Source organism: Pseudomonas synxantha BG33R (genome assembly GCF_000263715.2).
In the GTDB taxonomy this organism is placed as follows: Bacteria; Pseudomonadota; Gammaproteobacteria; order Pseudomonadales; family Pseudomonadaceae; genus Aquipseudomonas; species Aquipseudomonas synxantha_A.
Genome location: NZ_CM001514.1, coordinates 315,064 through 337,716 on the forward strand (window position 1 = coordinate 315,064; position 22,653 = coordinate 337,716).

The 22,653-nt window shown below is 60.8% G+C and carries 20 protein-coding genes; 5 read left to right on the plus strand and 15 right to left on the minus strand.

Going from position 1 to position 22,653, the window contains the following annotated elements:
• Positions 1 to 112: 112 nt before the first annotated feature.
• Positions 113 to 2,302: a glycoside hydrolase gene (locus tag PSEBG33_RS25495; protein WP_005783773.1), complete on the plus strand. Its 2,190-nt coding sequence runs from the start codon at positions 113 to 115 to the stop codon at positions 2,300 to 2,302.
• A 109-nt stretch (positions 2,303 to 2,411) separates the two neighbouring features.
• Here the strand turns inward: PSEBG33_RS25495 and PSEBG33_RS25490 are convergent, their stop codons facing one another.
• Positions 2,412 to 3,038: a class I SAM-dependent methyltransferase gene (locus PSEBG33_RS25490; protein WP_005783774.1), complete on the minus strand. Its 627-nt coding sequence runs from the start codon at positions 3,036 to 3,038 to the stop codon at positions 2,412 to 2,414.
• Positions 3,039 to 3,217: 179 nt separating this feature from the next.
• Between PSEBG33_RS25490 and PSEBG33_RS25485 the strand changes: the two genes are divergently transcribed.
• Positions 3,218 to 4,321, plus strand: a complete 1,104-nt coding sequence (locus PSEBG33_RS25485; protein WP_005783776.1) for a hypothetical protein — start codon at positions 3,218 to 3,220, stop codon at positions 4,319 to 4,321.
• Between the two features lie 2 nt (positions 4,322 to 4,323).
• On the opposite strand, the gene PSEBG33_RS25480 is transcribed toward PSEBG33_RS25485, so the two are convergent.
• The 11 genes from PSEBG33_RS25480 to PSEBG33_RS25430 all read right to left on the minus strand — a co-directional run bounded on the left by PSEBG33_RS25480 (position 4,324) and on the right by PSEBG33_RS25430 (position 15,525).
• The gene (locus PSEBG33_RS25480) at positions 4,324 to 4,968 is read right to left on the minus strand and encodes a methionine ABC transporter permease (RefSeq protein WP_003187635.1); all 645 of its coding nucleotides are present in this window, start codon (positions 4,966 to 4,968) and stop codon (positions 4,324 to 4,326) included.
• Positions 4,958 to 6,073 (minus strand): methionine ABC transporter ATP-binding protein, encoded by a 1,116-nt coding sequence (locus tag PSEBG33_RS25475; protein WP_005783779.1) that lies wholly within the window; start codon positions 6,071 to 6,073, stop codon positions 4,958 to 4,960. The genes PSEBG33_RS25480 and PSEBG33_RS25475 overlap by 11 nt, the downstream gene beginning before the upstream one ends.
• Complete coding sequence (locus tag PSEBG33_RS25470) at positions 6,070 to 6,885, minus strand: MetQ/NlpA family ABC transporter substrate-binding protein (RefSeq protein WP_005783780.1); 816 nt, start codon at positions 6,883 to 6,885, stop codon at positions 6,070 to 6,072. The genes PSEBG33_RS25475 and PSEBG33_RS25470 overlap by 4 nt, the downstream gene beginning before the upstream one ends.
• Positions 6,886 to 6,967: 82 nt before the next feature.
• Positions 6,968 to 8,320: an LLM class flavin-dependent oxidoreductase gene (locus PSEBG33_RS25465; RefSeq protein WP_005783782.1), complete on the minus strand. Its 1,353-nt coding sequence runs from the start codon at positions 8,318 to 8,320 to the stop codon at positions 6,968 to 6,970.
• Entirely contained in the window at positions 8,320 to 9,513 is a 1,194-nt protein-coding gene (locus PSEBG33_RS25460; RefSeq protein ID WP_005783783.1) for an SfnB family sulfur acquisition oxidoreductase, read from the minus strand. Before PSEBG33_RS25460 ends, PSEBG33_RS25465 begins: the two co-directional genes overlap by 1 nt.
• Positions 9,514 to 9,553: 40 nt before the next feature.
• Positions 9,554 to 10,795 (minus strand): SfnB family sulfur acquisition oxidoreductase, encoded by a 1,242-nt coding sequence (locus tag PSEBG33_RS25455; protein ID WP_032803216.1) that lies wholly within the window; start codon positions 10,793 to 10,795, stop codon positions 9,554 to 9,556.
• Between the two features lie 187 nt (positions 10,796 to 10,982).
• Positions 10,983 to 11,777 (minus strand): hypothetical protein, encoded by a 795-nt coding sequence (locus PSEBG33_RS25450; protein WP_005783786.1) that lies wholly within the window; start codon positions 11,775 to 11,777, stop codon positions 10,983 to 10,985.
• Between the two features lie 370 nt (positions 11,778 to 12,147).
• Positions 12,148 to 12,894: an L-cystine ABC transporter ATP-binding protein TcyN gene (gene tcyN / locus PSEBG33_RS25445; protein WP_005783788.1), complete on the minus strand. Its 747-nt coding sequence runs from the start codon at positions 12,892 to 12,894 to the stop codon at positions 12,148 to 12,150.
• Positions 12,895 to 12,897: 3 nt separating this feature from the next.
• Complete coding sequence (gene tcyL / locus PSEBG33_RS25440; protein ID WP_005783790.1) at positions 12,898 to 13,563, minus strand: cystine ABC transporter permease; 666 nt, start codon at positions 13,561 to 13,563, stop codon at positions 12,898 to 12,900.
• Complete coding sequence (tcyJ, locus tag PSEBG33_RS25435; protein WP_005783791.1) at positions 13,563 to 14,357, minus strand: cystine ABC transporter substrate-binding protein; 795 nt, start codon at positions 14,355 to 14,357, stop codon at positions 13,563 to 13,565. The genes tcyL and tcyJ overlap by 1 nt, the downstream gene beginning before the upstream one ends.
• A gap of 172 nt (positions 14,358 to 14,529) precedes the next feature.
• Positions 14,530 to 15,525 (minus strand): D-cysteine desulfhydrase, encoded by a 996-nt coding sequence (locus PSEBG33_RS25430; protein ID WP_005783793.1) that lies wholly within the window; start codon positions 15,523 to 15,525, stop codon positions 14,530 to 14,532.
• Positions 15,526 to 15,692: 167 nt separating this feature from the next.
• Between PSEBG33_RS25430 and epsC the strand changes: the two genes are divergently transcribed.
• The 3 genes from epsC to mgrA all read left to right on the plus strand — a co-directional run bounded on the left by epsC (position 15,693) and on the right by mgrA (position 20,053).
• A complete protein-coding gene (gene epsC, locus PSEBG33_RS25425) occupies positions 15,693 to 16,619 on the plus strand; it encodes a serine O-acetyltransferase EpsC (protein WP_005783794.1) in 927 nt (308 codons plus the stop codon).
• A gap of 308 nt (positions 16,620 to 16,927) precedes the next feature.
• Positions 16,928 to 18,889, plus strand: coding sequence for a choline BCCT transporter BetT (betT, locus tag PSEBG33_RS25420; RefSeq protein ID WP_198287283.1), 1,962 nt, complete (start codon positions 16,928 to 16,930; stop codon positions 18,887 to 18,889).
• 126 nt (positions 18,890 to 19,015) lie between these two features.
• Positions 19,016 to 20,053, plus strand: a complete 1,038-nt coding sequence (mgrA, locus tag PSEBG33_RS25415; protein ID WP_005783797.1) for an L-glyceraldehyde 3-phosphate reductase — start codon at positions 19,016 to 19,018, stop codon at positions 20,051 to 20,053.
• Between the two features lie 130 nt (positions 20,054 to 20,183).
• On the opposite strand, the gene tauD is transcribed toward mgrA, so the two are convergent.
• Genes tauD through tauB form a run of 3 tightly spaced genes read right to left on the minus strand, consistent with a single transcriptional unit; the run spans position 20,184 to position 22,647 of the window.
• Positions 20,184 to 21,020 carry a taurine dioxygenase gene (tauD, locus tag PSEBG33_RS25410; protein ID WP_005783798.1) on the minus strand — a complete coding sequence of 279 codons (837 nt, stop codon included), beginning with the start codon at positions 21,018 to 21,020 and terminating at the stop codon, positions 20,184 to 20,186.
• A 14-nt stretch (positions 21,021 to 21,034) separates the two neighbouring features.
• Positions 21,035 to 21,871 carry a taurine ABC transporter permease TauC gene (gene tauC / locus PSEBG33_RS25405; RefSeq protein WP_005783800.1) on the minus strand — a complete coding sequence of 279 codons (837 nt, stop codon included), beginning with the start codon at positions 21,869 to 21,871 and terminating at the stop codon, positions 21,035 to 21,037.
• Positions 21,868 to 22,647 (minus strand): taurine ABC transporter ATP-binding subunit, encoded by a 780-nt coding sequence (tauB, locus tag PSEBG33_RS25400; RefSeq protein WP_005783801.1) that lies wholly within the window; start codon positions 22,645 to 22,647, stop codon positions 21,868 to 21,870. The genes tauC and tauB overlap by 4 nt, the downstream gene beginning before the upstream one ends.
• Positions 22,648 to 22,653 lie beyond the last annotated feature (6 nt).

The window sequence follows — 22,653 nt, forward strand, 5'->3', positions numbered from 1 at the left end:
TCTTCATCTCGCTTGAGGCTGTGGGAAGCTTCCGAAAGATCCACTTGTTGCCCCGGCCACTGTCTGCATGTTTTACCCTCTCGACCTAACTTCTCCGTCCAGGTCGATTCCCATGCAGTGCCTGCGCCTCGTCTTTGTGCTCTGTGCGCTTGTTCTTGCGCCCTCAGTCTTTGCCTCCACCGTGCTGGAAAACGCCCTGTGGCGCGTTGACCTCGACCCTGCAACCCTGGCGCTGCGTGTCACGCCAGCGGGGGAGGCCCCGGTACAAGCCTCCAGCGGTGTCGCCGTGCACGCTGTCAGTGCGTTGCAAGCTGATGCCGCACAGGTCTCCTGGCAATGGGACAGCGGCGCCTACCGCCTGACGGCCCGGCTTGAACAGCGCGAACTGTCCCTGTCTATCAGTGCTCGCGAGCCGGGTGAATTGGCCCTGCTGCGCCAGCCGGCCACGGCTATGGGCCAGGCGCTGATCTGGCCGTTGGCTGAAGGGCATTATGTGCCCTTTGATAACCCCGTGTGGAAGGCGTTCCTGCTTGAGCACGGCGAAGTCAATACCACCCAGGACCTGAGCTTGCCCTTGTGGGGCCTGGATCACGGGCGCTTCACGCTTAACTGGCTGCTGACCAACCCCTACAACAATCGCCTTGAATGGCAAGCGGACGGCCAGGGCCTGGCGCTGTCAGCGGTCCATGAATTCACCACCCTTGCCCCCGATGCGCCGATGACGCTACGCCTGTACCTGGGCGATGCCGACCCATTGGCCGGCGCCAAGCGTTATCGCCAATGGTTGGTGGAGCAGGGCCTTTACGAGCCGCTGGCGGACAAGCTGCGGCAAACCCCTGAGGCGGTAAAATTGCTCGGCGCCAGCCACGTTTACCTCTGGGGCAACGGCTTGCTGACGCTGGATGATGTCCGTGATTGGCCAACGTTGATCAAACGGCTGCGCACCCATGAGCTTGGCAGGCTGCTGGACAAAGAGTCTGTCAAGGTGCTCGCACAGACAACCGCATTGAATCGTTATGAGCAAACCGTGCTGCTGCGCGGCCTCAATGCGGCCATCAACCAGAAGGCCCGACAAGCCTGGCAAGTGGAAGAGCCCGACATGAGTCGCCTTGCCACTCGCTACGGCGAGTTGCGTAGCGAACTGGCCGTGGATTTCGCCTCAGCCTTGAGTGATCGCCCCGAAACCTGGGGGCATTCGACTATCCAAGCCTTGCGTGACGCGGGGCTCTCGCGTCTGCTGTTGACCCTGGGTGATGGCTGGGAAGGCGGGCTCTGGCATCCCGAAAAGATTCGCGCAGGCGTGGATGCCGGGTACCTGATGGCGCCTTACGATTCGTATGAAACGGCGCTGTCGGCCAGCGAAAATCCGGATTGGGCCACCGCCCACCTGGGCGGCAAGGCGTACCGCGACTGCGCAATCATATTGAAGAACGGCCAGCCGAAAACCGGCTTCCAGCAATCCGGCCACTACACTGACCCGCGCTGTGTGCGACCGTTGCTGGAAGCACGGGTAAAAGCGGTGCAGGCCGCAGCCGGTTTCAATGCCTGGTTCCTCGATGCGTACGCCACCAGCATGGTCTTTGACAGCTACCGCGACGGCGCCTCCATGAGTCAGGTGCAGAATGCCCAGGGCAATATCGACGCCTCGCGCTGGCTCAACACTTCGCTAAAACTGCCCGCAGGCTCCGAAGACGGCAACGCCATCACCGCTCAAGGCATCATGTTTGCCCATGGTATGCAAACTCCGGTGATCGGCTGGGGTGATCGGGAAATGACCCGCGACCGGCAGTCGCCCTATTACGTCGGCAACTGGTACCCGGCGGAGCAGCCGTCGGTGTTCTTCAAGCCTGTGCCGTTGAAAGCGTCGCTGCGCACGGTGTATTTCGACCCGACGATGCGGCTGCCGTTGTATCAGGCGGTGTTCCATGGCTCGGTGATCACCACCCATCACTGGCTGTTCGACAACCTCAAGCTGAGCAATGTACGGGCTGAAAATGAACTGGCCCAACTGCTCTACAACGTACCGCCGCTGTATCACCTGAGCGCGGCGACACTCAAGGACAGGCTGCCGGTGATTCAGCGCCAGGACCGGTTCTTTCGGCCGCTGCATCAACGGTTGGGGACTCAGGCAATGACTGAGTTTCACTGGCTGACAGCGGACAAACTGTTGCAGCAAACCACCTTCGCCGATGGGACGCGGTTGGTGGCGAATTTTTCGGACGCGCAGAAAGATGGGTATGCCGGGCGCAGTGTGACGGCGCTGGTGGAGGGGGAGAAGCCGGTGGTGTATCAGGTGAAATAACGCTGCCCGTTACGGCGCCATCGCGGGCAAGCCCGGCTCCCACAGTGAAATGCATTCCGAATGTGGGAGCTGGCTTGCCTGCGATGAGGTCGGTACAGGCGATGCGGCACTAAATTTTACGCCACACACTCGCCAACCAAGGCTGCTGCTCCCGCGGCAACCCGGCCGGCCGGTAGTAGTGCTCCAGCTCTTCAAATCCGGCCTCGGTCAGCAAGCCCCGCCACGCTTCCAGGTCGTGATAAGAGCCATACCGCGGCCCATTCCAACCCTCCTGGTTCTCACCCCGTGGGTTGGAGCTGAACAGCACGCCTCCAGGCTTCAACGTGCCATGCAGCTGCTTGAGAACCCGCGGCAATTCCTGCTTGGGAATATGAAACAGCACCGCATTGGCAAACACGCCATCGAAGCGCTCGGGTGGCAGGTCCAGCTTGAGAAAATCCTGTTGCAACACCTCACAGCCGCTGTCGTCCCGCGCCATCTGCGCAAACCGCTCGGAGCCATCCAGCCCCACGGCTATATGCCCCATGCGCGTAAAAGTCTGCAAATCCCGCCCCGGCCCACAGCCGAAATCCAGCACGGTAAACGGCGCGGGGCCCTGGATATGCCGCAGCAGCGCGTCGATGTTCTGGCTCACATCGTGATCGCGTGTGCCTTCACGAAAGTCTTCGGCCACCTTGTTGTAATGGCCCAGGGTGGTGGAGGTGATCTGGTTGAGGTCGTCGGGGGCGAGTTTCATGGCGTGGCGCACTGCTGCGGTTGAGGTCGTTGGACTATACCCCAGGACGCGTCCGATGCAGTTGAAAGACGTTTGCCTGCTGTAGGACGGTTCGCGGTGTTTGTGCTGTCAGCATCTGACATACCGCACGGCAGGATTCTGGTTAACATCGGGCTTTACTTGAAGAGGCTTGTACATCCATGGAACCGGAAAAACGTCCAACCACTGGTGAAAAAACCACTCGTAACAAAGTCGACCAATACGCCACGAAACTCAGCAGCGGCCTGTTCTGGCTCAATGAACGCGCCTGGCCGCTGACGGTGGGGATCCTGTCGGTGGCAGGCTTGTATTTGTACCAGTACATCCAGGTGGAAAAAGTACCCCTGAGTATTTTGTCGGCCGCCGCATTCACTGCGCTGCCGGCGATGTTCGCCATGCTGGTGTTTGTGATCGGCATGATGGGCGCGTCGATCCTAGTGCCCACGTTCATCTTGTTCACACGCCTGAACGGCACGGGTGTGCGCCTGAGTGATCAGCTCAATCTCAGCCCGGCATCGCCGCAGGTGACGGCGCAACATCGCCGTTTGTTGCTGCACTGGGCCGCCAGTCTGGTCGTCATGGGTATCTTTTGGATGTCCGCTGTTTACCTGTCCGTGAATGCCCAGAGCGGGCCTCTACTGACCATCAGCTGGATAGTGGCGGTCGTGCTGGCGGTTGTAGTCTACGTTGGCATCATCCTTCGCGCCCGTCCCGCCCATATTGCACTGCGTGACCTGTCCGGCGAATTCTGGCTGGCCAGTGTCGGTGCAGGTGCCGTTCAAATGCTGGTAATCCTCATGGTGACGGTGCCGGTCTCCCGGGCCTTTCGCGAGTATTCCGACAGTGCGGTGCTTTTTGCGCCGTTCATGTTTGCCGAACTGGTGGTGCTGTTCCTGGTCCAGGGATGTGCCGCTTGTCTTGTGGTGTGCATGAGGGATCATAAAAACCCGGTGGCATTCGCCTCAATGGCGGCCTTTGCGCTCATCGTCTTCCTCGGGCTGATCCCGGCAAGCGGGTCGAAGCTGGGTGGGTTGCCATTGCAAGGCTCCGCCTCCGGAGGGCGCGTGTGTACGCTGATGACCTGGTCGGACGACGCCAAGGTTCTTCGCGTGCTGGTAGACGCCGACAACCCGCAGCGCAGCGTGAAACTGCGGGTAATGGCAGACTCGGACGGCAGCTACATCGTGCGCCCCTGGCAGGCCAAGGAAAAAACCGTCAGCTTCGTGCCCCATGCCAGCGTCGCGCAGTTGGACGAATGCCCGTGAGTTCAGCGTTTGTTCAATACCCGCGCCAAGCGATCCCCACTCAGTTGAATTACCGCCACCAGCACCACCAACAACACAATCACCGTCAGCATGATCTGGGTGTCAAAGCGCTGATAGCCATAGCGGTAGGCAATGTCGCCCAGGCCACCGGCGCCAATCGCCCCGGCCATGGCCGATGAGTTGATCATGGTGACCAGCGTGATGGTGAACCCGCCGACGATCCCCGGCAGGGCTTCCGGCAGCAGCACATGCCAGATGATGTGCCAGCGCCGGCAACCCATGGCCTGCGCGGCTTCGATCAGGCCATGATCGACCTCGCGCAGGCTGACTTCAGCGATGCGTGCAAAGAACGGTGTGGCGGCGATGGTCAGCGGCACCACGGCCGCCCATACGCCATAGGTGGTGCCGACAATCAGCCGAGTAAACGGGATCAACGCCACCATCAGGATCAGGAACGGAATGGAGCGGAACAAATTCACAAACGCCCCCAGCACGCGGTTAAGCGCCGGCGCCTGGTAGATACCGCCCTTGTCGCTGGTGACCAGGAACACCGCCAGCGGAATGCCCACCAGTAATGCAATCAGCGACGACACACCGACCATCAACAAGGTGTCGATAGCGCCCTGTACTAAACGATCAAACCACATAGCCCAGCACCTCCACCCGTTGTGCCCAATTGCCGGCGCGGTTACGCAGCTCTTCGGCATTGTGCGGCGAGCCATTCACCGCCAGCAGTAATTGCCCCAAAGCGTGCCCCTGGATACGTTCCACACCGCCTTGCAGCAAACGCACGCGGCCGCCGAGGGCGCTGAACAGTGCGGCCAGGTCCGGCTCATCGGTATCGCTGCCGGTGAACTGCAAGCGCAGCACCAGCGCCGCATCAGCCGAGGTTTGTGTCGGTTGCAGGCGGCTTTGCAATTCGGGCGGCAGGCCGTGTTGCAGCGGTGCGAGCAGGGTTTTGCTGACCTCATGCTGCGGGTTGCCGAACACTTGCCACACCGGGCCTTGCTCGACGATGCGCCCGTGTTCCAGCACCACCACGCGGTCGCAGATTTCGCGGATCACCGCCATCTCATGGGTGATCAATACGATGGTCAGGCCCAGGCGCTGGTTGATCTCACGCAGCAGGCCGAGGATCGACTGGGTGGTCTCCGGATCGAGGGCCGAGGTGGCCTCGTCGCACAGCAGAATCTCGGGGTCGTGCACCAGCGCGCGGGCGATGCCGACACGCTGTTTCTGCCCTCCGGAAAGCTGCGCCGGATACGCCTTGTGTTTGTCCTGCAGACCTACCAGCTCCAGCAGTTCATGCACCTTACGCACGCGTTGTGCCTGGGTCACCCCGGCGACCTTGAGAGGCAGCTCGACGTTCTGCCACACGGTCTTGGCCGACATCAGGTTGAAGTGCTGGAAGATCATGCCGATGCGCCGGCGCAGCGCTACCAGGTGGTCTTCATCGAAGCCGCCGATGTCCACCTGATCGATCAGCACCCGCCCGCTGCTGGGTTGTTCCAGGCGGTTAATGGTGCGGATCAGCGACGACTTGCCGGCGCCGCTGCGGCCGATGATGCCGAACACTTCGCCACGCTGGATCGCCAGGTCGATGCCTTGCAGGGCGTGCACGGTGCCGCCATAGGTTTTGCCCAGGTTGATAAAACGCACGTGGGCGCGATTGAGGTCCGGGTGCAGTTCAGTCTGCTCGGCGTCCCTGGGCGCACGGCCCAGGTCACGCAGTTGGGCGTTGGCGGCGGTCATTTTTTATCTTCCCAGCCGACTTGGTAGAGCTTGCCCAGGGATTTATCCAATGCGGCACGTACCACCGGCGAGTGCTGGTAGATGTCGACGAACTTGATCACTCGTGGGTCGGTCTTGCTCTTGGGCTGAATCACGAACTGGATCACGTACTCCGGGTGGTCGAGGCCATCGAACAGCAGCGCCGATTGCGCATCGAAGGTCTTGGACAGGCGGATATACGCCGGGTAGCCCTGCACCAGGTCAGCGTCGTCGTAGGCGCGTACCAGTTGCACCGCTTCCACCTGCAGGATCTTGAGCTTTTTGGGGTTGCTGACGATGTCTTCTTCGGTGGCCTTGTAGCCCACGCCCGGCTTGAGGGTAATCAACCCGGCCTTGGCCAGCAGTTGCAGGCCGCGCCCGCTGTTGATCGGGTCGTTGGCAATGGCCACGCTGGCGCCTTCGGGCAGGTCGTTGAAGCTTTTGTATTGCTTCGAATACAGGCCGACGTTGTTGATGATGCCCGGTGCGTAAGACACCAGGTCAAACCCGGCGGCGGCCTTGGCGTTTTCCAGGAAGGGAATGTGCTGGAAGTAGTTCACGTCGATATCGCCGGCGGCGAGGCTGACGTTGGGGGCGATCCAGTCGCTGAACTCGACCAGTTCGACTTTCAGGCCCTGTTTGCCGGCCTCTTCAACGGCCGCTTCCAGCGCAATGGCGAAGGCGGCGGTGGTGCCGATTTTCAGTGGTGGGTCGGCGGCGAAGACCGCTGTGCTGAATAAGCCGAAGGCCAGGGCCAGTGCTTTGACTGGGTGGGTGAGCAGGGTCTTTTTCATCATCAATTTCCAGTCATAAGGTATAGGCACAAACAATGGAGATCCAATGTGGGAGGGAGCAAGCCCCCTCCCACATTCCTGATCAGTGTCGGTAGCTGGAGCCGGTGTGTTGTTCGGGTAAGCGAGCGGTGCCGCGGAAAACTTTTTCCCGCAACGTGCCCTGCTCATAGGCGGTCTTGTACGACCCACGTCGTTGTAGTTCCGGTATCACCAGGTCAATGAAATCCACATAGCTCTCCGGCGTCACAATGCGCGTCAGGTTGAAACCATCCAGCCCGGTTTCGCTGATCCAGGATTCCAATTCGTCGGCAACCTGTTCAGGCGAGCCCACCAGGGTGATATAGCGTCCGCCCAGGGCGTGCTGTTCGAGCAATTTGCGCCGGGTCCAGTCGTTGTTTTGCAGGTTCTTGGTGGCCGACTGGATCGCGTTGCTCTTCACGTACTGGATCGGTTCGTCCAGTTCGTAGGCAGAAAAATCAATCGCCGTGGACGCCGAAAAGTGCGCCACGCCGGCTTCCGCACTGGCATAGCTCAGGTACTCGGCGTGCTTGGCCCATGCAAGCTCCTCGGTGGCGCCCACGATCACGTTGAGGCCCATGAACACCTTGATGTCATCCGGGTTGCGCCCAGCCTCCACTGCGCTGGCGCGTACCTTGTCCACCTGTAGCCTGGTCGCGGCCTTGTTCTGCCCGCTGATGAACACGCACTCGGCGTGGCGCCCGGCGAACAGCAGCCCGCGCTCGGAACTGCCGGCCTGGAACAGCACTGGCGTACGCTGCGGCGATGGCTCGCACAGGTGATAACCCTCTACCTGATAAAACTCACCGTGGTGCTCCACCTTGTGCACTTTGCCCGGTTGCGCATACACACGAGTTTGCGGGTCGTTGAGCACCGCGTCGTCTTCCCAGCTGCCTTCCCAGAGTTTGTACAACACCTCCAGGTATTCATCGGCCTGGTCGTAGCGCCGGTCATGTTCGACCTGTTCGGTGAGGCCCATGGCTTTGGCGGCGCTGTCGAGATAGCCGGTGACGATGTTCCAGCCGACGCGGCCACGGCTCAGGTGATCGAGCGTGGACATGCGCCGGGCGAACAGATAGGGCGGCTCGTAGGTCAGGTTGGCGGTAAGGCCGAAGCCAAGGTGCCGGGTGACGGCGGCCATGGCCGAGACCAGCAGCAACGGGTCGTTGACCGGTAGTTGGATGGACTCCTTGAGCGGCACGTCAATCGAGTTCTGGTACACGTCATAGACGCCGACGATATCGGCGATAAACAAACCATCGAACAACCCACGCTCAAGAATCTGCGCCAGTTCGGTCCAGTATTCGAGGCTCTTGTACTCGGTCGAGTTGTCCCGTGGGTGAGTCCACAAACCGTGGTTGATATGCCCGATGCAGTTCATGTTGAAGGCATTGAGCAGGATCTTTTTCTTGCTCATCAGATGGTCCCCCGCAGCGGCGGGTTTTCATCGTTGAGGTAATAGTTGCCTACCGCATGGTATTTCCAGCGCACCGGATCATGCAGGGTGTGCACCCGGGCGTTGCGCCAGTGGCGGTCCAGGCCATGCTCGGCCAAAGTCGCCTGGCTGCCGGCCAGTTCGAACAAGGTGCTGCCCGCCGCGAGGGAAATCTCGGTGCTCAGGGCGCGCACTTCGGCCACGGCGATGGACGCGGCGGCGACGGTCTGGGCATTGCTGTCGGCCTGGGCGCGGTCGAGGAATTCGCCGGAGCGCTCCAGCAACGCCTCGGCGGCGTGCAAGCGAATGCTCAGGTGGCCGAAGCTCTTTAGAGTCAGCGGGTCTTCGGTGGCCTTGTCGTTGCCGGAATCGATCCACGGGCGGGTCTTGGTGCGCACAAAATGCAACGCATCTTCAAAGGCTGCGCGGGCGATGCCGGTGTCGATGGCGGCGTGAAGGATCTGCGCCAAAGGCCCCACGGTGGTCGGGCGTTCGAAGGCGCTCTGGAATGGGATCACGTCCTGCGCTGCGACCCACACGTTATCGAACACCACCGAGCCGCTGCCGGTGGTGCGCTGGCCGAAGCCGCTCCAGTCGTCGATGACCGTCAGGCCCTCGCTGTCACGGGGTACGAACGCCAGTTGCTGGATGCCGTTTTCATCCACCACCGAGGTGGGAATGCGTTGGGCATAGATCGCGCCGGTGGCGTAGAACTTGCGCCCGTTGATGCGAAAACCGTCGCCGTCGCGGGTGAGGCTGGTCACGCGGTCATGGGCGGTCTTGGTGCCCAGTTCCGCCAACGCGTTACCAAAGCGCTGGCCGGCCAGCACCTCGGCGTACAGGCGCTTTTGCTGCTCGGGGTTGCCGTTTACGCGCAGCACTTCAAGGGCATAAAAATGATTTTGCGGGATCTGACCCAAGGAGCCATCGGCCTGGGAAATCAGTGCAATCACCTTGGCCAGGGTGACGTTGGACACGCCCGCGCCACCGAATGCCTTAGGCACCGTGATACCCCACAGGCCGGAGCGCGAAAACACGTCCAGCTCGGGCCACGGCAGGCGGCGTTCGCGGTCGCGCTGGGCGCTGTCGCGGCGCAAATCTTCAGCGAGGTCGCTGGCGACAATAAGGGCTTGCTCATCGCTGGTGATAACCGCGACGTGGTGAGAAAGGGTCATGAGTTTCTCCAGAAGCTCGTGGAAAAAGTGTTCTGGTCGGTTAAATCCAGGAATGACGAGCAGGTAAGGTGCCGTTCAGTCGATAGGCGCCGATGGCGTGATACTTCCAGCGCACCGGATCGTGCAGGGTATGCACCCGCGCGTTGCGCCAGTGACGGTCAAGGTTGAATTCGGCGAGGGTGGCGCGGCTGCCGGCCAGTTCGAAGAGCTTTTCGGTGACCTGCAATGCCACTTCGGTGGTGAGCACCTTGGCCTCGGCCACGGCAATCGAGGCGCGCGCGGCGGACTGCGCGGTGATCGGTGCCGCGCTGACCTGGTCCAGTACCTGACCGGCCTTGCGCAACAGTGCCTCGGCAGCGTGCAGTTCGATCTTCAACTTGCCGATATCGGCGATCACATACAGGTCATCGCTGGCCCGCTCGACCTTGGCGTCGATCCAGGGGCGTGAACGCTCGCGTACAAAGGCGATAGTGTCGTCGAGGGCGCCACGGGCGATGCCGGCGTCAATGGCTGCCTGGATCAGTTGCGACACGGCACCCTGGATATTCGGGCTTTCGCCCAGGCGCCAGTTGTCGATGACCAACTCCGGGTCTACCGCCACCCGGTCAAGCAGCACGGTGCCGCTGGCGGTGGTGCGTTGGCCAAAACCGGACCAGTCATCGACGATGCGCAACCCCTCGCTGCCGCGCCGCACAAAGGCCATGACTTGCTTGCCGTCATCGTTCAACGCCTTTATCGCGACCCAGTGGGCAAACAATGCGCCGGTGGAGTAGAACTTCTGGCCGCTGACCACGAACCCATCGCCTTCGGCCGTGAGGCGTGCCTTGAGCTCCAGCGTGTTTTTGGTACCGCGTTCCGGGCCGCCGTTGCCGATGCGCCACCCGTCGAGCACGCTTTGGAACAGCTGCTTTTTCTGGCGCTCGGTCGCGGTTCCCTGCAACACGTGCAGGATGCCGAAATGGTTCTGCGGGATCTGCCCGAGGGCCGGGTCGGCTGCGCTGATGATCGCGAAGACTTCGGCCAGGGTCACAAACGACACCTGTGGGCCGCCGTATTCGCGGGGAATGGAAATACTGCCCAGGCCACTGCGGGTGAATTGTTCGAGTTGCGCCCACGGCAGTTTGCGCTGCTGGTCGCGCGTAGCGGCCTGCAGGCGCGCAGCCTGGGCCAGCTCATGAGCCGCACTCAGTGCCTGGGCGTCGTTGCGCAGCACCGTGGCGGGCAACAACAGGGGGGCTACGTCCAGATCACTCTGGGGGGGTGTTAGAGCCAAGTTAGACATCAGCGCCGCTCCTTGGCTGCACGCAATGCCCTGGCGTTATGCACCGGGGTAATTCTGACCATACCGACCTCGCATTCAATGAAATAAAAACAGAAAAATCAGGAATGTCCGGTGGTCCGGTGCATATACCCTAAGCGTGTTAATTCTTTAAATAAACTAACTTTTAGGAATATGCATAGAAGGGCTGTCACCCCGGTTCACAGGGTGAGCCGAAGCGACGCGGTTGATAGCCCGGCGCGGGCGAGGCAGGCGGGGTTGGCAAGACTGGCGTGCAGGCGGCGATACGTAGCGTGCGGGCCGGTGCCCAGCGTGAATTATTGCCCACGCGATCGAGAATGCAGTACGTGACTTCCAATCGGCAGTCGTCGCCCGCTTCGACAATGATCTGGGACGGTACCCACACCTGCACTGCCAGGCCAACGTTTTTGGCCTGGATTTTCGGCAGGTCCAGGCGCACATCACCCCAGCGCAGGGTGATGGCATCGCCGGCACTCATGTTCAAGTAAGGTTCGATGGTCAGCGGAATGCCGCGCCGAACCTGGTTGCGGTTGACGCCATGGCGGCGGATCGTCTCGGGCAAACCCACGGGGGCGAGATTCTGGTTTTCATCACTTTCGTGGTTGAGGCATGGCTCAGGCTGGCCTCCGGGGTAGTTGGTCTTGACCCGCACCAGGGTGACGGCCGAGCGCATCGGACCATGGCCGATTTGCAGGACCTGGTAGTGGACGCGTGCCGGCCCGTCTTGCACGAAACTTTCCGGTACCCACAGATGAGTGAACGTGCCGATCTTGCACGCCGTCACCTTGCGCGAGGCGGCAAAGCAGTTGTTCCAGAACAGTTCGATCAGGTCGCCTTCCTCCATGCCCGAGTAGGGGGATATGTCGACCTGCAGATGGGTGGAGGCCAGGGCGCTGATGCCGTTTCCTACCGCCTGGGGCAGCTTCGGGGCAGGCAGCATGGCCAGGGTTTGAGTGTGTGTCATAAGTAATCTCCTTGTTGCAGCCAGCAGTCATCGTTCCGAACCTTCGGCGCAAAGGCACAGGGCGATTCGAAAGGAACGATTCAGTCAGTAGCCGGGATGGGATCCAATCCTTAAGGCGCTAGATAAGAGGGTTGGCCGGGGAGCGTCAATGGAGGCAAAAGGCTAAACGGCGGGTTTGAGGATATTCAGAAGGGTCTGACGGGGAGGGGGGTTTTAAGGGGGGTACGGCGGGGGATTTTATGCGCTGAAATGGTAACCCGTTGTAGGAGCGAGCTTGCTCGCGAAGAACGTAAACGGTAACGCGGTAATTCAGATCGACCGAGTTGCCTGGGCGTTTTTCGCGAGCAAGCTCGCTCCTACAGAGGGTGGGTCAGTGGGCGAGGAATTTGCTCAGAAACTGCCGGGTGCGTTCTTCCCTGGGGTTGGCGAACAACGCTTTGGCTTCACCCTGTTCAACGATCACGCCCTTGTCGAAAAAGATCACCCGGTTGGCCACGTCCCGAGCAAAGCTCATTTCGTGGGTCACGATGACCATGGTGCGGTTTTCTTCGGCCAGGCTGCGAATGGTCGCCAGCACTTCGCCCACCAGTTCCGGGTCGAGAGCCGAGGTGGGTTCGTCGAACAGAATCACCTCCGGCTCCATGGCCAACGCACGGGCAATCGCCACACGCTGTTGCTGGCCGCCGGACAGTCGCCTTGGGTAGGACGCCTCCTTGCCCGCCAGGCCGACCCTGGCCAACAGCTTGCGCCCCAGTTCGGTGGCCGCTTCCCGTGGCATCTTCTTGACCACAATCGGGCCTTCGATGACGTTTTCCAGCGCAGTGCGGTGGGGGAACAGGTTGAAGTTCTGGAACACAAAGCCCACGTGCTGGCGCAGACGCCGTACCAGCCCCTGTTGCTGGTTGAGCGGCTTGCTGCCGTCGATCTGGATATCCCCCACCTTGATGCGGCCGCTGGTGGGTTCTTCGAGGAAATTCAGGCAGCGCAGGAAGGTGGTCTTGCCGGAACCGCTGGGGCCGATGATGGCGACCACTTCGCCTTCCTTGACCTCAAGGTCGATGCCGTCAAGCACCACTTGACCGTTGAATTGTTTGGTCAGTTTTTCAACCACGATCATGCTTCAGGACTCCAGGTCATGCCGGTTGACCCGGTCTTCCAGACGATTTTGCAGATGCGCCAGGATGCTCGCCAGGATCCAGTAGAGAAGGGCTGCGGACAGATACATGGTGAAAATTTCGAAGGTACGCGCCGATACCAGTTGGGCCTGACGGAACAGCTCGGGCACCTGGATGGTGGCGGCCAGCGCAGTGTCCTTGACCAGCGAAATGAAGCTGTTGCCCAGGGGCGGCAATGCCGTGCGCATCGCTTGCGGCAGAATGGCCCGGCGCAGGGTTTGCGCACGGGTCATGCCAATACTGGCGGCGGCTTCCCACTGGCCACGCTCGATGGAGGCGATGGCGGCCCGCAGGATTTCACACGCATAAGCGGCCATGTTCAGCGAAAAGCCGATCATGGCCGCCGGGATCGGATCCAGCTCGATGCCCACTTGCGGCAAGCCGTAGTAGATCAGGAACAGCTGCACCAGCAACGGCGTACCGCGAAAGAACGATACATAGACCCGGGCCGTCCAGCTCAGCAACTTGAAGCGCGACAGGCGCATCAAGGCCAGGCCGAAGCCCAGCAGCAAGCCGAAAAACATCCCGCCCAGGCTGAGGATTACCGTGTAGTACGCGCCCTTGAGCAGAAAGGGCGCGGAGTCCAGCGCGAGTTGAAAACCTGCTTCCATTATTGAGTGACGTCAGCGTTGAAGTACTTCTCGGACAGCTTCTTCAAGGTGCCGTCGGCGCGCAGTTTGTCGAGGGCCGTGTTGACCGCGTCGAGCAGTTCAGGCTCGCCTTTGCGCAGGGCGATACCGGCTTCCTGACGGGAGAAGGCGTCGCCGGCAGCGGCAGTGTCGGGGGCTTTCTTGGCGTATTCGAGGGCGGCCAGGCGGTCGATCAGGATCGCGTCGATACGGCCGATGCGCAGGTCCTGGAACTTGGTTGGGTCGTCGTTGTAGGTCTTGATAATGGCTTTGGGTTGATTGTCCTTGAGCCATTGTTCGTAGTTGGTGCCCAGGCCCACGCCGACTTTTTTACCGGCCAGGTCGTCGGCATTCGTGATCGAGTCGACGTTCTTTTTCAGCACCAGTGCCTGGATGCCGGACACGGTGTAGGGCTTGGAGAAATCGTACTTTTTCTTACGTTCTTCAGAGATGGTCACCTGGTTGACCACGGCGTCCAGGCGCTTGGATTCCAGCGCGGCGAGAATGCCGTCCCACGGAGTAGCTTGCAGCTTGACCTTGACGCCCAGCTCCTTGGCCAGTGCTTCGGACAGTTCCACTTCGAAACCGCTGAGCTTGCCGCTTTCGTCGACGAAGCTGAACGGTGGGTAGGTGCCTTCCAGACCGATCTTGATCTCGCCGGCCTTCTTGATGGTGTTCAACTGCTCGCCGGCAACCGCCTGGCCCAGCCAACCGGCGCCAAGCGCCAGGCCCAAAGTGCTGACCAGCAGAGTGCGACGCAATACAGAAATAGTCATGAAGAGCCCCTGTGTTTTTATGGTGAGCGAAGCAGGTGACGCAGTAGTCGTATCCTGCCTTAAAGCGCGAAGCGCGTCTTCGCCTTCGGCGCGATGATAAAGCGGGTTTTTAAGGCTTGAAAATAATAAAAAAACAATTTCATATTTCTTTTAAGAATATATGGGTATTCAATCAATTGAATACTGAGTCATAGGCAAACAATGCCGGCGCCCCACCGGTATGCAGGAAAATGATCGGCCCCTCTTCAAACCGCTGGCGCCCGATGCCGTCCAGCAAACCGGCCATGGCCTTGCCGGTATAGACCGGGTCCAGCAGCAGACCTTCCTGGCTGGCCAAAAGTTTGATCGCGGAAAGGGTGCCGGCATTCGGTTCGCCATAACGGGGGCCGAAATACTCGTCCCACAGGATCACTTTAAAGGCGTCGGGAATAGCCACTCCAAGCAACTCGGCAGTGCGTTCTGCCAGGCTTTGCACTTTGGGCAACTGCGCTTGCTCGGTGCGCGACACGGTGATGCCGATCACCGGCAACTGCGGCAGTACTTCGCTCAAGGCCAGGGCCAGGCCGCTGTGCGTGCCGGCACTGCCTGAGGCGAGCACCACGGCGGCAAACTCAATCCCGCTGTCTTCAATCTGCGCGGCCAGTTCCAGCCCTGCGCGCACGTAACCCAAAGCGCCGAGTGCATTGGAGCCGCCGATAGGCACCAGGTAGGGTTTCTTGCCATTGCTGCGCAGGCGGTCGGCGAGGGCGGCGAGTTGGGCATCGGCGTTGTCGAGGTTTTCCACCAGCTCCACTTTGGCGTCAAACAACTCCAGCAGCAGGCGGTTGCCATTGGCCAGGTAGTTGGCGTCTTCGGTGCCAGTAGGGTTTTCCAGCAGAGCAACGCAGCCCAGGCCGAGTTTGGCGGCCAGTGCGGCGGTCTGGCGGACGTGGTTGGACTGGATCGCGCCGGCGGTGACCAAGGTGTCGGCGCCCTGGGCAATGGCGTCGGCCGCCAGGTATTCGAGTTTGCGCAGCTTGTTGCCACCCATGGCCAGGGGCGTGGTGTCGTCGCGCTTGACGTAAATGTCCCTGCCCAGCCAGGCCGACAGCCGTTCAAGTTTTTCCAGAGCGGTGGCACCGCTCAGTAGTTCCAGACGGTTAAAGCGCTCGAGCTGTTGTTTGATCATGGCTACGCACGGTGACTGAATGATGGGGAGGACTATAGGCAGGCACTTTTCATCGGGCAACCGTCAATCGCTTATGAACAATAGTTCTTACGACCACACCATTGGTTCTTAAGAGCTGCCAGGGTGCATACCGTAAAGTGATGGCCATTTCGTCAGGAGTGAATACCGTGAGTGAGCGTTCCAGTCATTGGCAATTGCAGACCATCGTCAGCCAGCTGCGCGGCGCGCGGGACCAGTGGCGAACGCGCAATGGTCGCTTGAGCGGCGAGCACGGTGGCCGTGAATTGCCGTCCCGCGAGGCGGTGGCGCAGATCCTCGAAGCCTTGTGCGGTGCGCTATTCCCCATGCGCCTGGGTCCGGTGGACCTGCGTGAAGAAAGCGAAGACTTCTACGTGGGGCATACCCTCGACGTAGCGCTCAACGCCTTGCTCGCCCAGGCGCGCCTGGAGTTGCGCTACGCCGCACGCCAGGGCGGCGAAGATGACAGCGGTGTGGATGCCCATGCCATTCGGCTGATCCAGGATTTTGCCCTGGCATTGCCAGCCCTGCGCAGCCTCTTGGATACCGACGTACTGGCCGCCTACCACGGCGACCCGGCTGCACGCAGTGTGGATGAAGTGCTGCTGTGCTACCCGGGCATCCTGGCGGTGATCCACCATCGCCTGGCCCACCACCTGTACCGCGCAGGCTTGCCGCTGTTGGCGCGCATCAGTGCGGAAATCGCCCACTCGGCCACTGGCATCGATATCCACCCCGGCGCGCAGATCGGCCCGAGTTTCTTCATCGACCACGGGACTGGCGTAGTGATTGGCGAGACGGCGATCATCGGCGAGCGCGTGCGTATCTACCAGGCGGTGACACTGGGCGCCAAGCGCTTCCCAGCCGATGAGGACGGGCAGTTGCAAAAAGGCCATCCGCGGCACCCCATTGTTGAGAATGATGTGGTGATCTACGCCGGGGCGACGATTTTGGGGCGGATCACCATCGGCCAGGGTTCGACCATTGGCGGCAATGTGTGGCTGACCCGCAGCGTGCCGGCGGGGGCGAATATCACCCAGGCGAACTTGCAGCATGACGATGGGGCGCAAAAGTAATACCTGAGCCAGCTCCCACATTTCGTATGTATTTCAACGTGGGGTCGCTGAACGATTTGCCTTCTTCATCCGTCATACCAATCCTTGAGCTAGTGTAGGAATCATCTACCACTCAGCCCTGCGATTAGTCCCAGACCGCCTATTCATGTTTAACTTGAACGTTCGTTCAAGTTAAACCCGGTGGTTCGCTGCCCGCTCACAACAGGAGGCTTACCTTTGCTGAGTCCGTTATTTACAGCCATATCCCGCAACCTTGAGGTGCATCGTTCATGAGTGCATCGTCCACCCCTTCCAGCGGCATGGTGCGCATGAATGCGCCCGTTTTCTACTTTGCCGCCACCTTCATCCTGCTGTTTGGCATCACGGTCATCGCTATCCCGCAACAGGCCGGAGCCTGGCTGCTGGCGGCGCAAAACTGGGCGGCCAATACGGTCGGCTGGTACTACATGCTGGCGATGACCCTGTATCTGGTCTTCGTGGTGGTCACCGCGCTATCGGGCTACGGCAAGATAAAACTCGGTGCCGACCACGACGAGCCCGAATTCAGCTACCTGTCATGGGCCGGCATGTTGTTCGCCGCCGGAATCAGCATCACGCTGTTCTTCTTCTGCGTCTCGGAGCCGTTGACGCACCTGGTGCAGCCGCCCCAGGGCAAAGCGATGAACGCCGATGCAGCGCGCCAGGCCATGCAGGTGCTGTTCCTGCACTGGGGCCTGCATGGCTGGGGTGTGTTCGCGTTCGTGGGCATGGCCCTGGCGTATTTCGCCTACCGGCATAACCTGCCGCTGGCATTGCGTTCGGCGCTGTACCCGCTGATCGGCAAGCGCATCAATGGCCCTATCGGTTATGCGGTGGATGGCTTCGGTATCATCGCGACGGTGTTCGGCCTTGGCGCTGACATGGGTTTTGGCGTGTTGCACCTCAATTCCGGCCTGGACTACCTGTTTGGCATTGCTCACACCCAGTGGATCCAGGTGGGCCTGATCACGTTGATGATGGGCGCGGCGATCATTGTTGCGGTAGCCGGCGTCGACAAAGGCGTACGGGTGATGTCCGACATCAACATGCTGCTGGCCTGTGCGTTGCTGCTGTTTGTGTTGTTCGCCGGGCCTACCCAGCACTTGCTCAACACCTTGATCCAGAACATCGGTGACTACCTGGGCGCGCTGCCGACCAAGAGTTTCGATGTGTACGCCTACGACAAGCCAAGCGACTGGCTGGGTGGCTGGACAGTGTTCTACTGGGCCTGGTGGATCGCATGGTCGCCGTTTGTAGGTCTGTTTATTGCGCGTATCTCCCGTGGCCGCACCATCCGCGAATTCGTGTTTGGGGTGCTGTTGATTCCGCTGGGCTTTACCCTGGCGTGGATGTCGATCTTCGGTAACAGCGCCATCGACCAAGTGCTCAACCATGGCATGGCTGCGCTGGGCCAGTCGGCCATCGATGACCCGTCGATGAGCCTCTACCTGCTGCTGGAAACCTATCCGTGGAGCAAGACGGTGATTGCGGTCACGGTGTTTATCAGCTTTGTGTTCTTTGTGACCTCGGCGGACTCAGGCACTGTGGTGCTGTCCACCCTGTCGTCCAAAGGCGGCAACGCTGATGAAGACGGGCCGAAGTGGCTGCGGGTGTTCTGGGGTGCAATGACGGCGCTGGTGACCAGTGCGTTGCTATTCGCCGGCAGTATCGACTCGCTCAAATCGGCGGTGGTGCTGACCTCGCTGCCGTTCTCGCTGATTCTGCTGCTGATGATGTGGGGGCTGCACAAGGCGTTTTACCTGGAGTCGCAAAAGCAGATCGCGCAGTTGCATTCCCTGGCGCCAATATCGGCTTCACGCAAAGGCCGTGGCGGCTGGCGCCAGCGCTTGAGCCAGGCGGTGCATTTCCCGTCACGTGATGAGGTGTATCGCTTCCTTGAATCGACGGTGCGCCCGGCGATCGAAGAAGTGACGGCGGTGTTTGTCGAAAAGGGCCTGAATGTGGTCACTCAGCCAGACCCGTCCAACGACAGCGTCAGCCTGGAAATCGGCCATGGCGAGGAGCACCCATTCATCTACCAGGTGCAGATGCGCGGCTATTTCACGCCGTCGTTTGCCCGCGGTGGCATGGGTTCCAAAGAGATCAACAACCGCCGTTACTATCGTGCGGAGGTGCACTTGAGTGAGGGCAGCCAGGACTATGACCTGGTGGGCTATACCAAGGAGCAGATCATCAACGACATCCTCGACCAGTACGAGCGCCATCTGCAGTTCCTGCATTTGGTGCGCTGATACCGTTCCTCTCAAGTAGGTCTTTGCTGTAAAAGGAAGAGGCAGACTTAAGCGATTCAGCGGGTTAAAAGGCTTGGGAATAACCTTATTCCCGGGCCTTTTAACCCTCAGTCCAGAGAGGATTCGATGACGTACATTGCTGCCGAAAACCGCTATGAATCTATTCCCTATCGCCGCGTAGGCCGCAGTGGGTTGGTGCTGCCGGCACTGTCCCTGGGGTTGTGGCACAACTTTGGCGACAGCACCCCGATCGATACCCAGCGCGCTTTGCTGCGCACGGCGTTCGACCTGGGTATCAACCACTTCGACCTGGCCAACAACTACGGCCCGCCCTATGGCAGCGCCGAGATCAATTTCGGCCGTTTGCTGCGCGAAGACTTCAAGCACTACCGCGACGAATTGATCATCTCCAGCAAAGCCGGTTGGGACATGTGGCCCGGCCCCTACGGCCAGGGCGGTGGCTCGCGCAAATACATCCTGGCGAGCCTGGACCAGAGCCTGCAACGCCTGGGCGTCGACTACGTGGATATTTTCTACTCCCACCGTTTTGACCCCGACACGCCCCTGGAAGAAACCGCCAGCGCCCTCGCCACCGCCGTGCAACAAGGCAAGGCGTTGTACATCGGTATATCGTCCTATTCCGGGGTGAAAACCCGCGAAATCGCAGCCTTGCTCAAAGAGTGGAAAGTCCCGCTGTTGATTCACCAACCGGCTTACAACCTGCTCAACCGCTGGGTGGAAAAGGACCTGCTCGACACCACCGAAGAACTTGGCGCCGGGGTTATCGCCTTCACGCCGCTGGCCCAGGGTTTGCTCACCGACAAGTACCTCAATGGCATACCGGCCGATGCACGGGTCAATCGTCCGGGTGGCGGTTCGTTGCAGGCCCAACACCTGTCCGAAGCCAACATCGCTCATGTGCGCGGCCTGAATGAAATCGCCCAGCGTCGCGGCCAGAGCCTGGCGCAATTAGCGCTGGCCTGGACCCTGCGTGATCCACGGGTCACCAGTGCGCTGATCGGTGCGAGCCGGCCGGAGCAGATTATTGAAAACGTTGGGGCGTTGAAGAACTTGAGCTTCAGTGCAGAAGAACTGGCGGAGATTGATCGGTTTGCGCAGGAAGGCGGGATCAACCTGTGGGAAAAGCCGTCCACTGCTGAATAACTGACACAACGGGATCAAAAATGTGGGAGGGGGCTTGCTCCCGATAGCAGTGGGTCAGCTACAGATGAGCTGACTGAACCACCGCCATCGGGAGCAAGCCCCCTCCCACATTTGGTTTTCAGTGTGGCGACTAGAACGGCACATCCCCAAGAATCGTCGCCCGGTGCATCACCCGCCGCTGTGGCCGGTAGTCATCCACGGCGTAATGCTGGGTCACGCGGTTATCCCAGAACGCCACATCATTTGCCTGCCAGCGCCAGCGGATGGTGAATTCCGGGCGCGTTGCGTGCGCGAACAGCAGTTTGAGAATCGCCTCGCTTTCGGCCGGCTCCAGTTCGTTGATTCTGGTGGTGAAGCCGTCGCTGACGAACAGCGATTTACGCCCACTGACGGGATGGGTACGCACCACCGGATGCGACAACGGTGGGTTCTTGCGGCGGGTTTGCTCCCAGCGCAGCAAGTCTTCGGCGGTATTGCCAAAACGCTCCAAAGGAAAAGATTTGGTGAAATCGTGGGTGGCGGTGAGCCCGTTGAGCAATACCTTCAACGGTTCGGAAAGCGCCTCATACGCCGCAATACCACTGGCCCACAGCGTATCGCCGCCAAACGCCGGCAGCAGCTTGGCGCTGAGCACAGCGCCCAAAGCAGGCGTGGGCAGAAAGGTCACGTCGGTGTGCCAAACGGCGTTGTCACGCACGTCGGTGACCGCGGTATCGAGGATCAGCACTTCGGGCTGTTCCGGCACGTTGGGGTAGATCGGATGGATGTGCAGGTCGCCAAAATTGGCCGCGAACCGTGCCTGTTGTTGCGGGGTGATTGGCTGATCACGGAAGAACAGCACCGAATAGTCGAGCAACGCCTGTTCAATGGCGTCGCGCTGTTCAGGGGCCAGCGGCTGAGTAATGTCGACGCCACTGATCTGGGCGCCCAGGGCGGTACTTAATGGGGTAACGGTCAGGCTGCTCATTGTAGATTCTTCACTCAGTGTGCCTGGCCATGCCAGGGCACTAATTTACGCTGCAGGGCGCGCAGGCCCATTTCCATGGCGAAGGCGATCAGGGCGATCACCAGGATCCCCAGCACCACCACATCGGTGACCAGAAACTGCGCCGCCGACTGCACCATGAAGCCCAGGCCACTGGTGGCGGCAATCAACTCGGCGGCGACCAGGGTCGACCAGCCCACACCCAGGCCGATACGCACACCGGTGAGGATATCGGGCAGGGCGCTGGGCAGGATCACATGGCGAATCAGTTGCGCACGGGTGGCGCCCAACGACTGCGCAGCCCGCAGCTTGGCCGGGTCGACGGTGCGCACCCCGGTTGCGGTGGCGATGGCGATCGGGGCGAAAATCGCCAGGTAAATCAGTAGCACCTTGGACAGCTCGCCAATGCCGCACCAGATCACGATCAGCGGCAGGTAGGCCAGCGGCGGAATCGGCCGGTAGAACTCGATCAACGGATCGAAAATGCCTCGGGCAATGCGGTTGGCACCGATGGCAATCCCCACCGGCACGGCGGTCAGCACCGCAAAACCCAGGCCCAAGCCGATGCGGCTCAGGCTCGCGCCCAGGTGCTGCCACAAGGTGGAATCCATGTAGCCGGTGGTCGCCAGCAGCCAGCCTTTTTGCAACACGGCGGACGGTGGTGGCAGGAACAAAGGTTCGATCAAACCGGTGGCGGTCACCGCCCACCACAGGGCAAGCAGAGCGACCAGGGTCAGTACGCTGATCCAGCGCGTGCTCAGGCTGCGGCGTACCGGGATAACGGCAGGTGCCACCGGCTTGCTGGCCGTGGCGGGAAGTTCGTAGCTGCTCATGCGTACACCTGCCGTTGGGAGAACACTTTGCCCAGCACGTGCTCGCGGGTTTCGATAAAGCGCGGGTTGGACTTGATTGCGCGGGCTGATTCACCGGCAGCGTAACGTTGGCCGAAATCCAGCTGCAGGCGTTCGACGATCTGGCCGGGGTTGGGCGCCAGCAGGATCAGGTCCGTGGCCAGGAACACCGCTTCTTCAATGTCATGGGTAATCAGGAACACCGGCTTGGCCGTGCGCCGCCACACTTGCAGCAGCAACTCCTGCATTTGTTCGCGGGTGAAGGCATCCAGCGCACCGAAGGGTTCGTCCATCAGTAATACGCGAGGGTCGGCCGCCAGGGCGCGGGCGAGGCCAACGCGTTGCTTCTGGCCGCCGGAGAGTTGCCAGATGCGCCGGCTGTCGAAACCGGCCAGGTCCACCAGAGCGAGCATTTCGCGGGCGCGTACTTCGCGCTGCGCCTTGGGCACGCCGGCCAGTTCCAGGCCGAAGGCGACGTTGGCCAGCACGTCCTGCCAGGGCAGCAGGGCGTCGTCCTGGAACACCACACCGCGTTCGGCGCTGGGCCCTTTGACCGGCACACCGTCGAGGGTGATACGCCCGGCAGAAGGCTCGACGAAACCGGCAATCAGGTTCAACAGCGATGTCTTGCCACTGCCGGAGGGGCCCAGGGCGACCAGCAATTGCTGGGGCCCAAGGTCCAGTGAAATATCGGACAGTACCGGTTCCGGGGCGCCTGGGTACTGTGCGCTGATGCGCTCCAGCTGTAGCAAGGCCATCGCGAT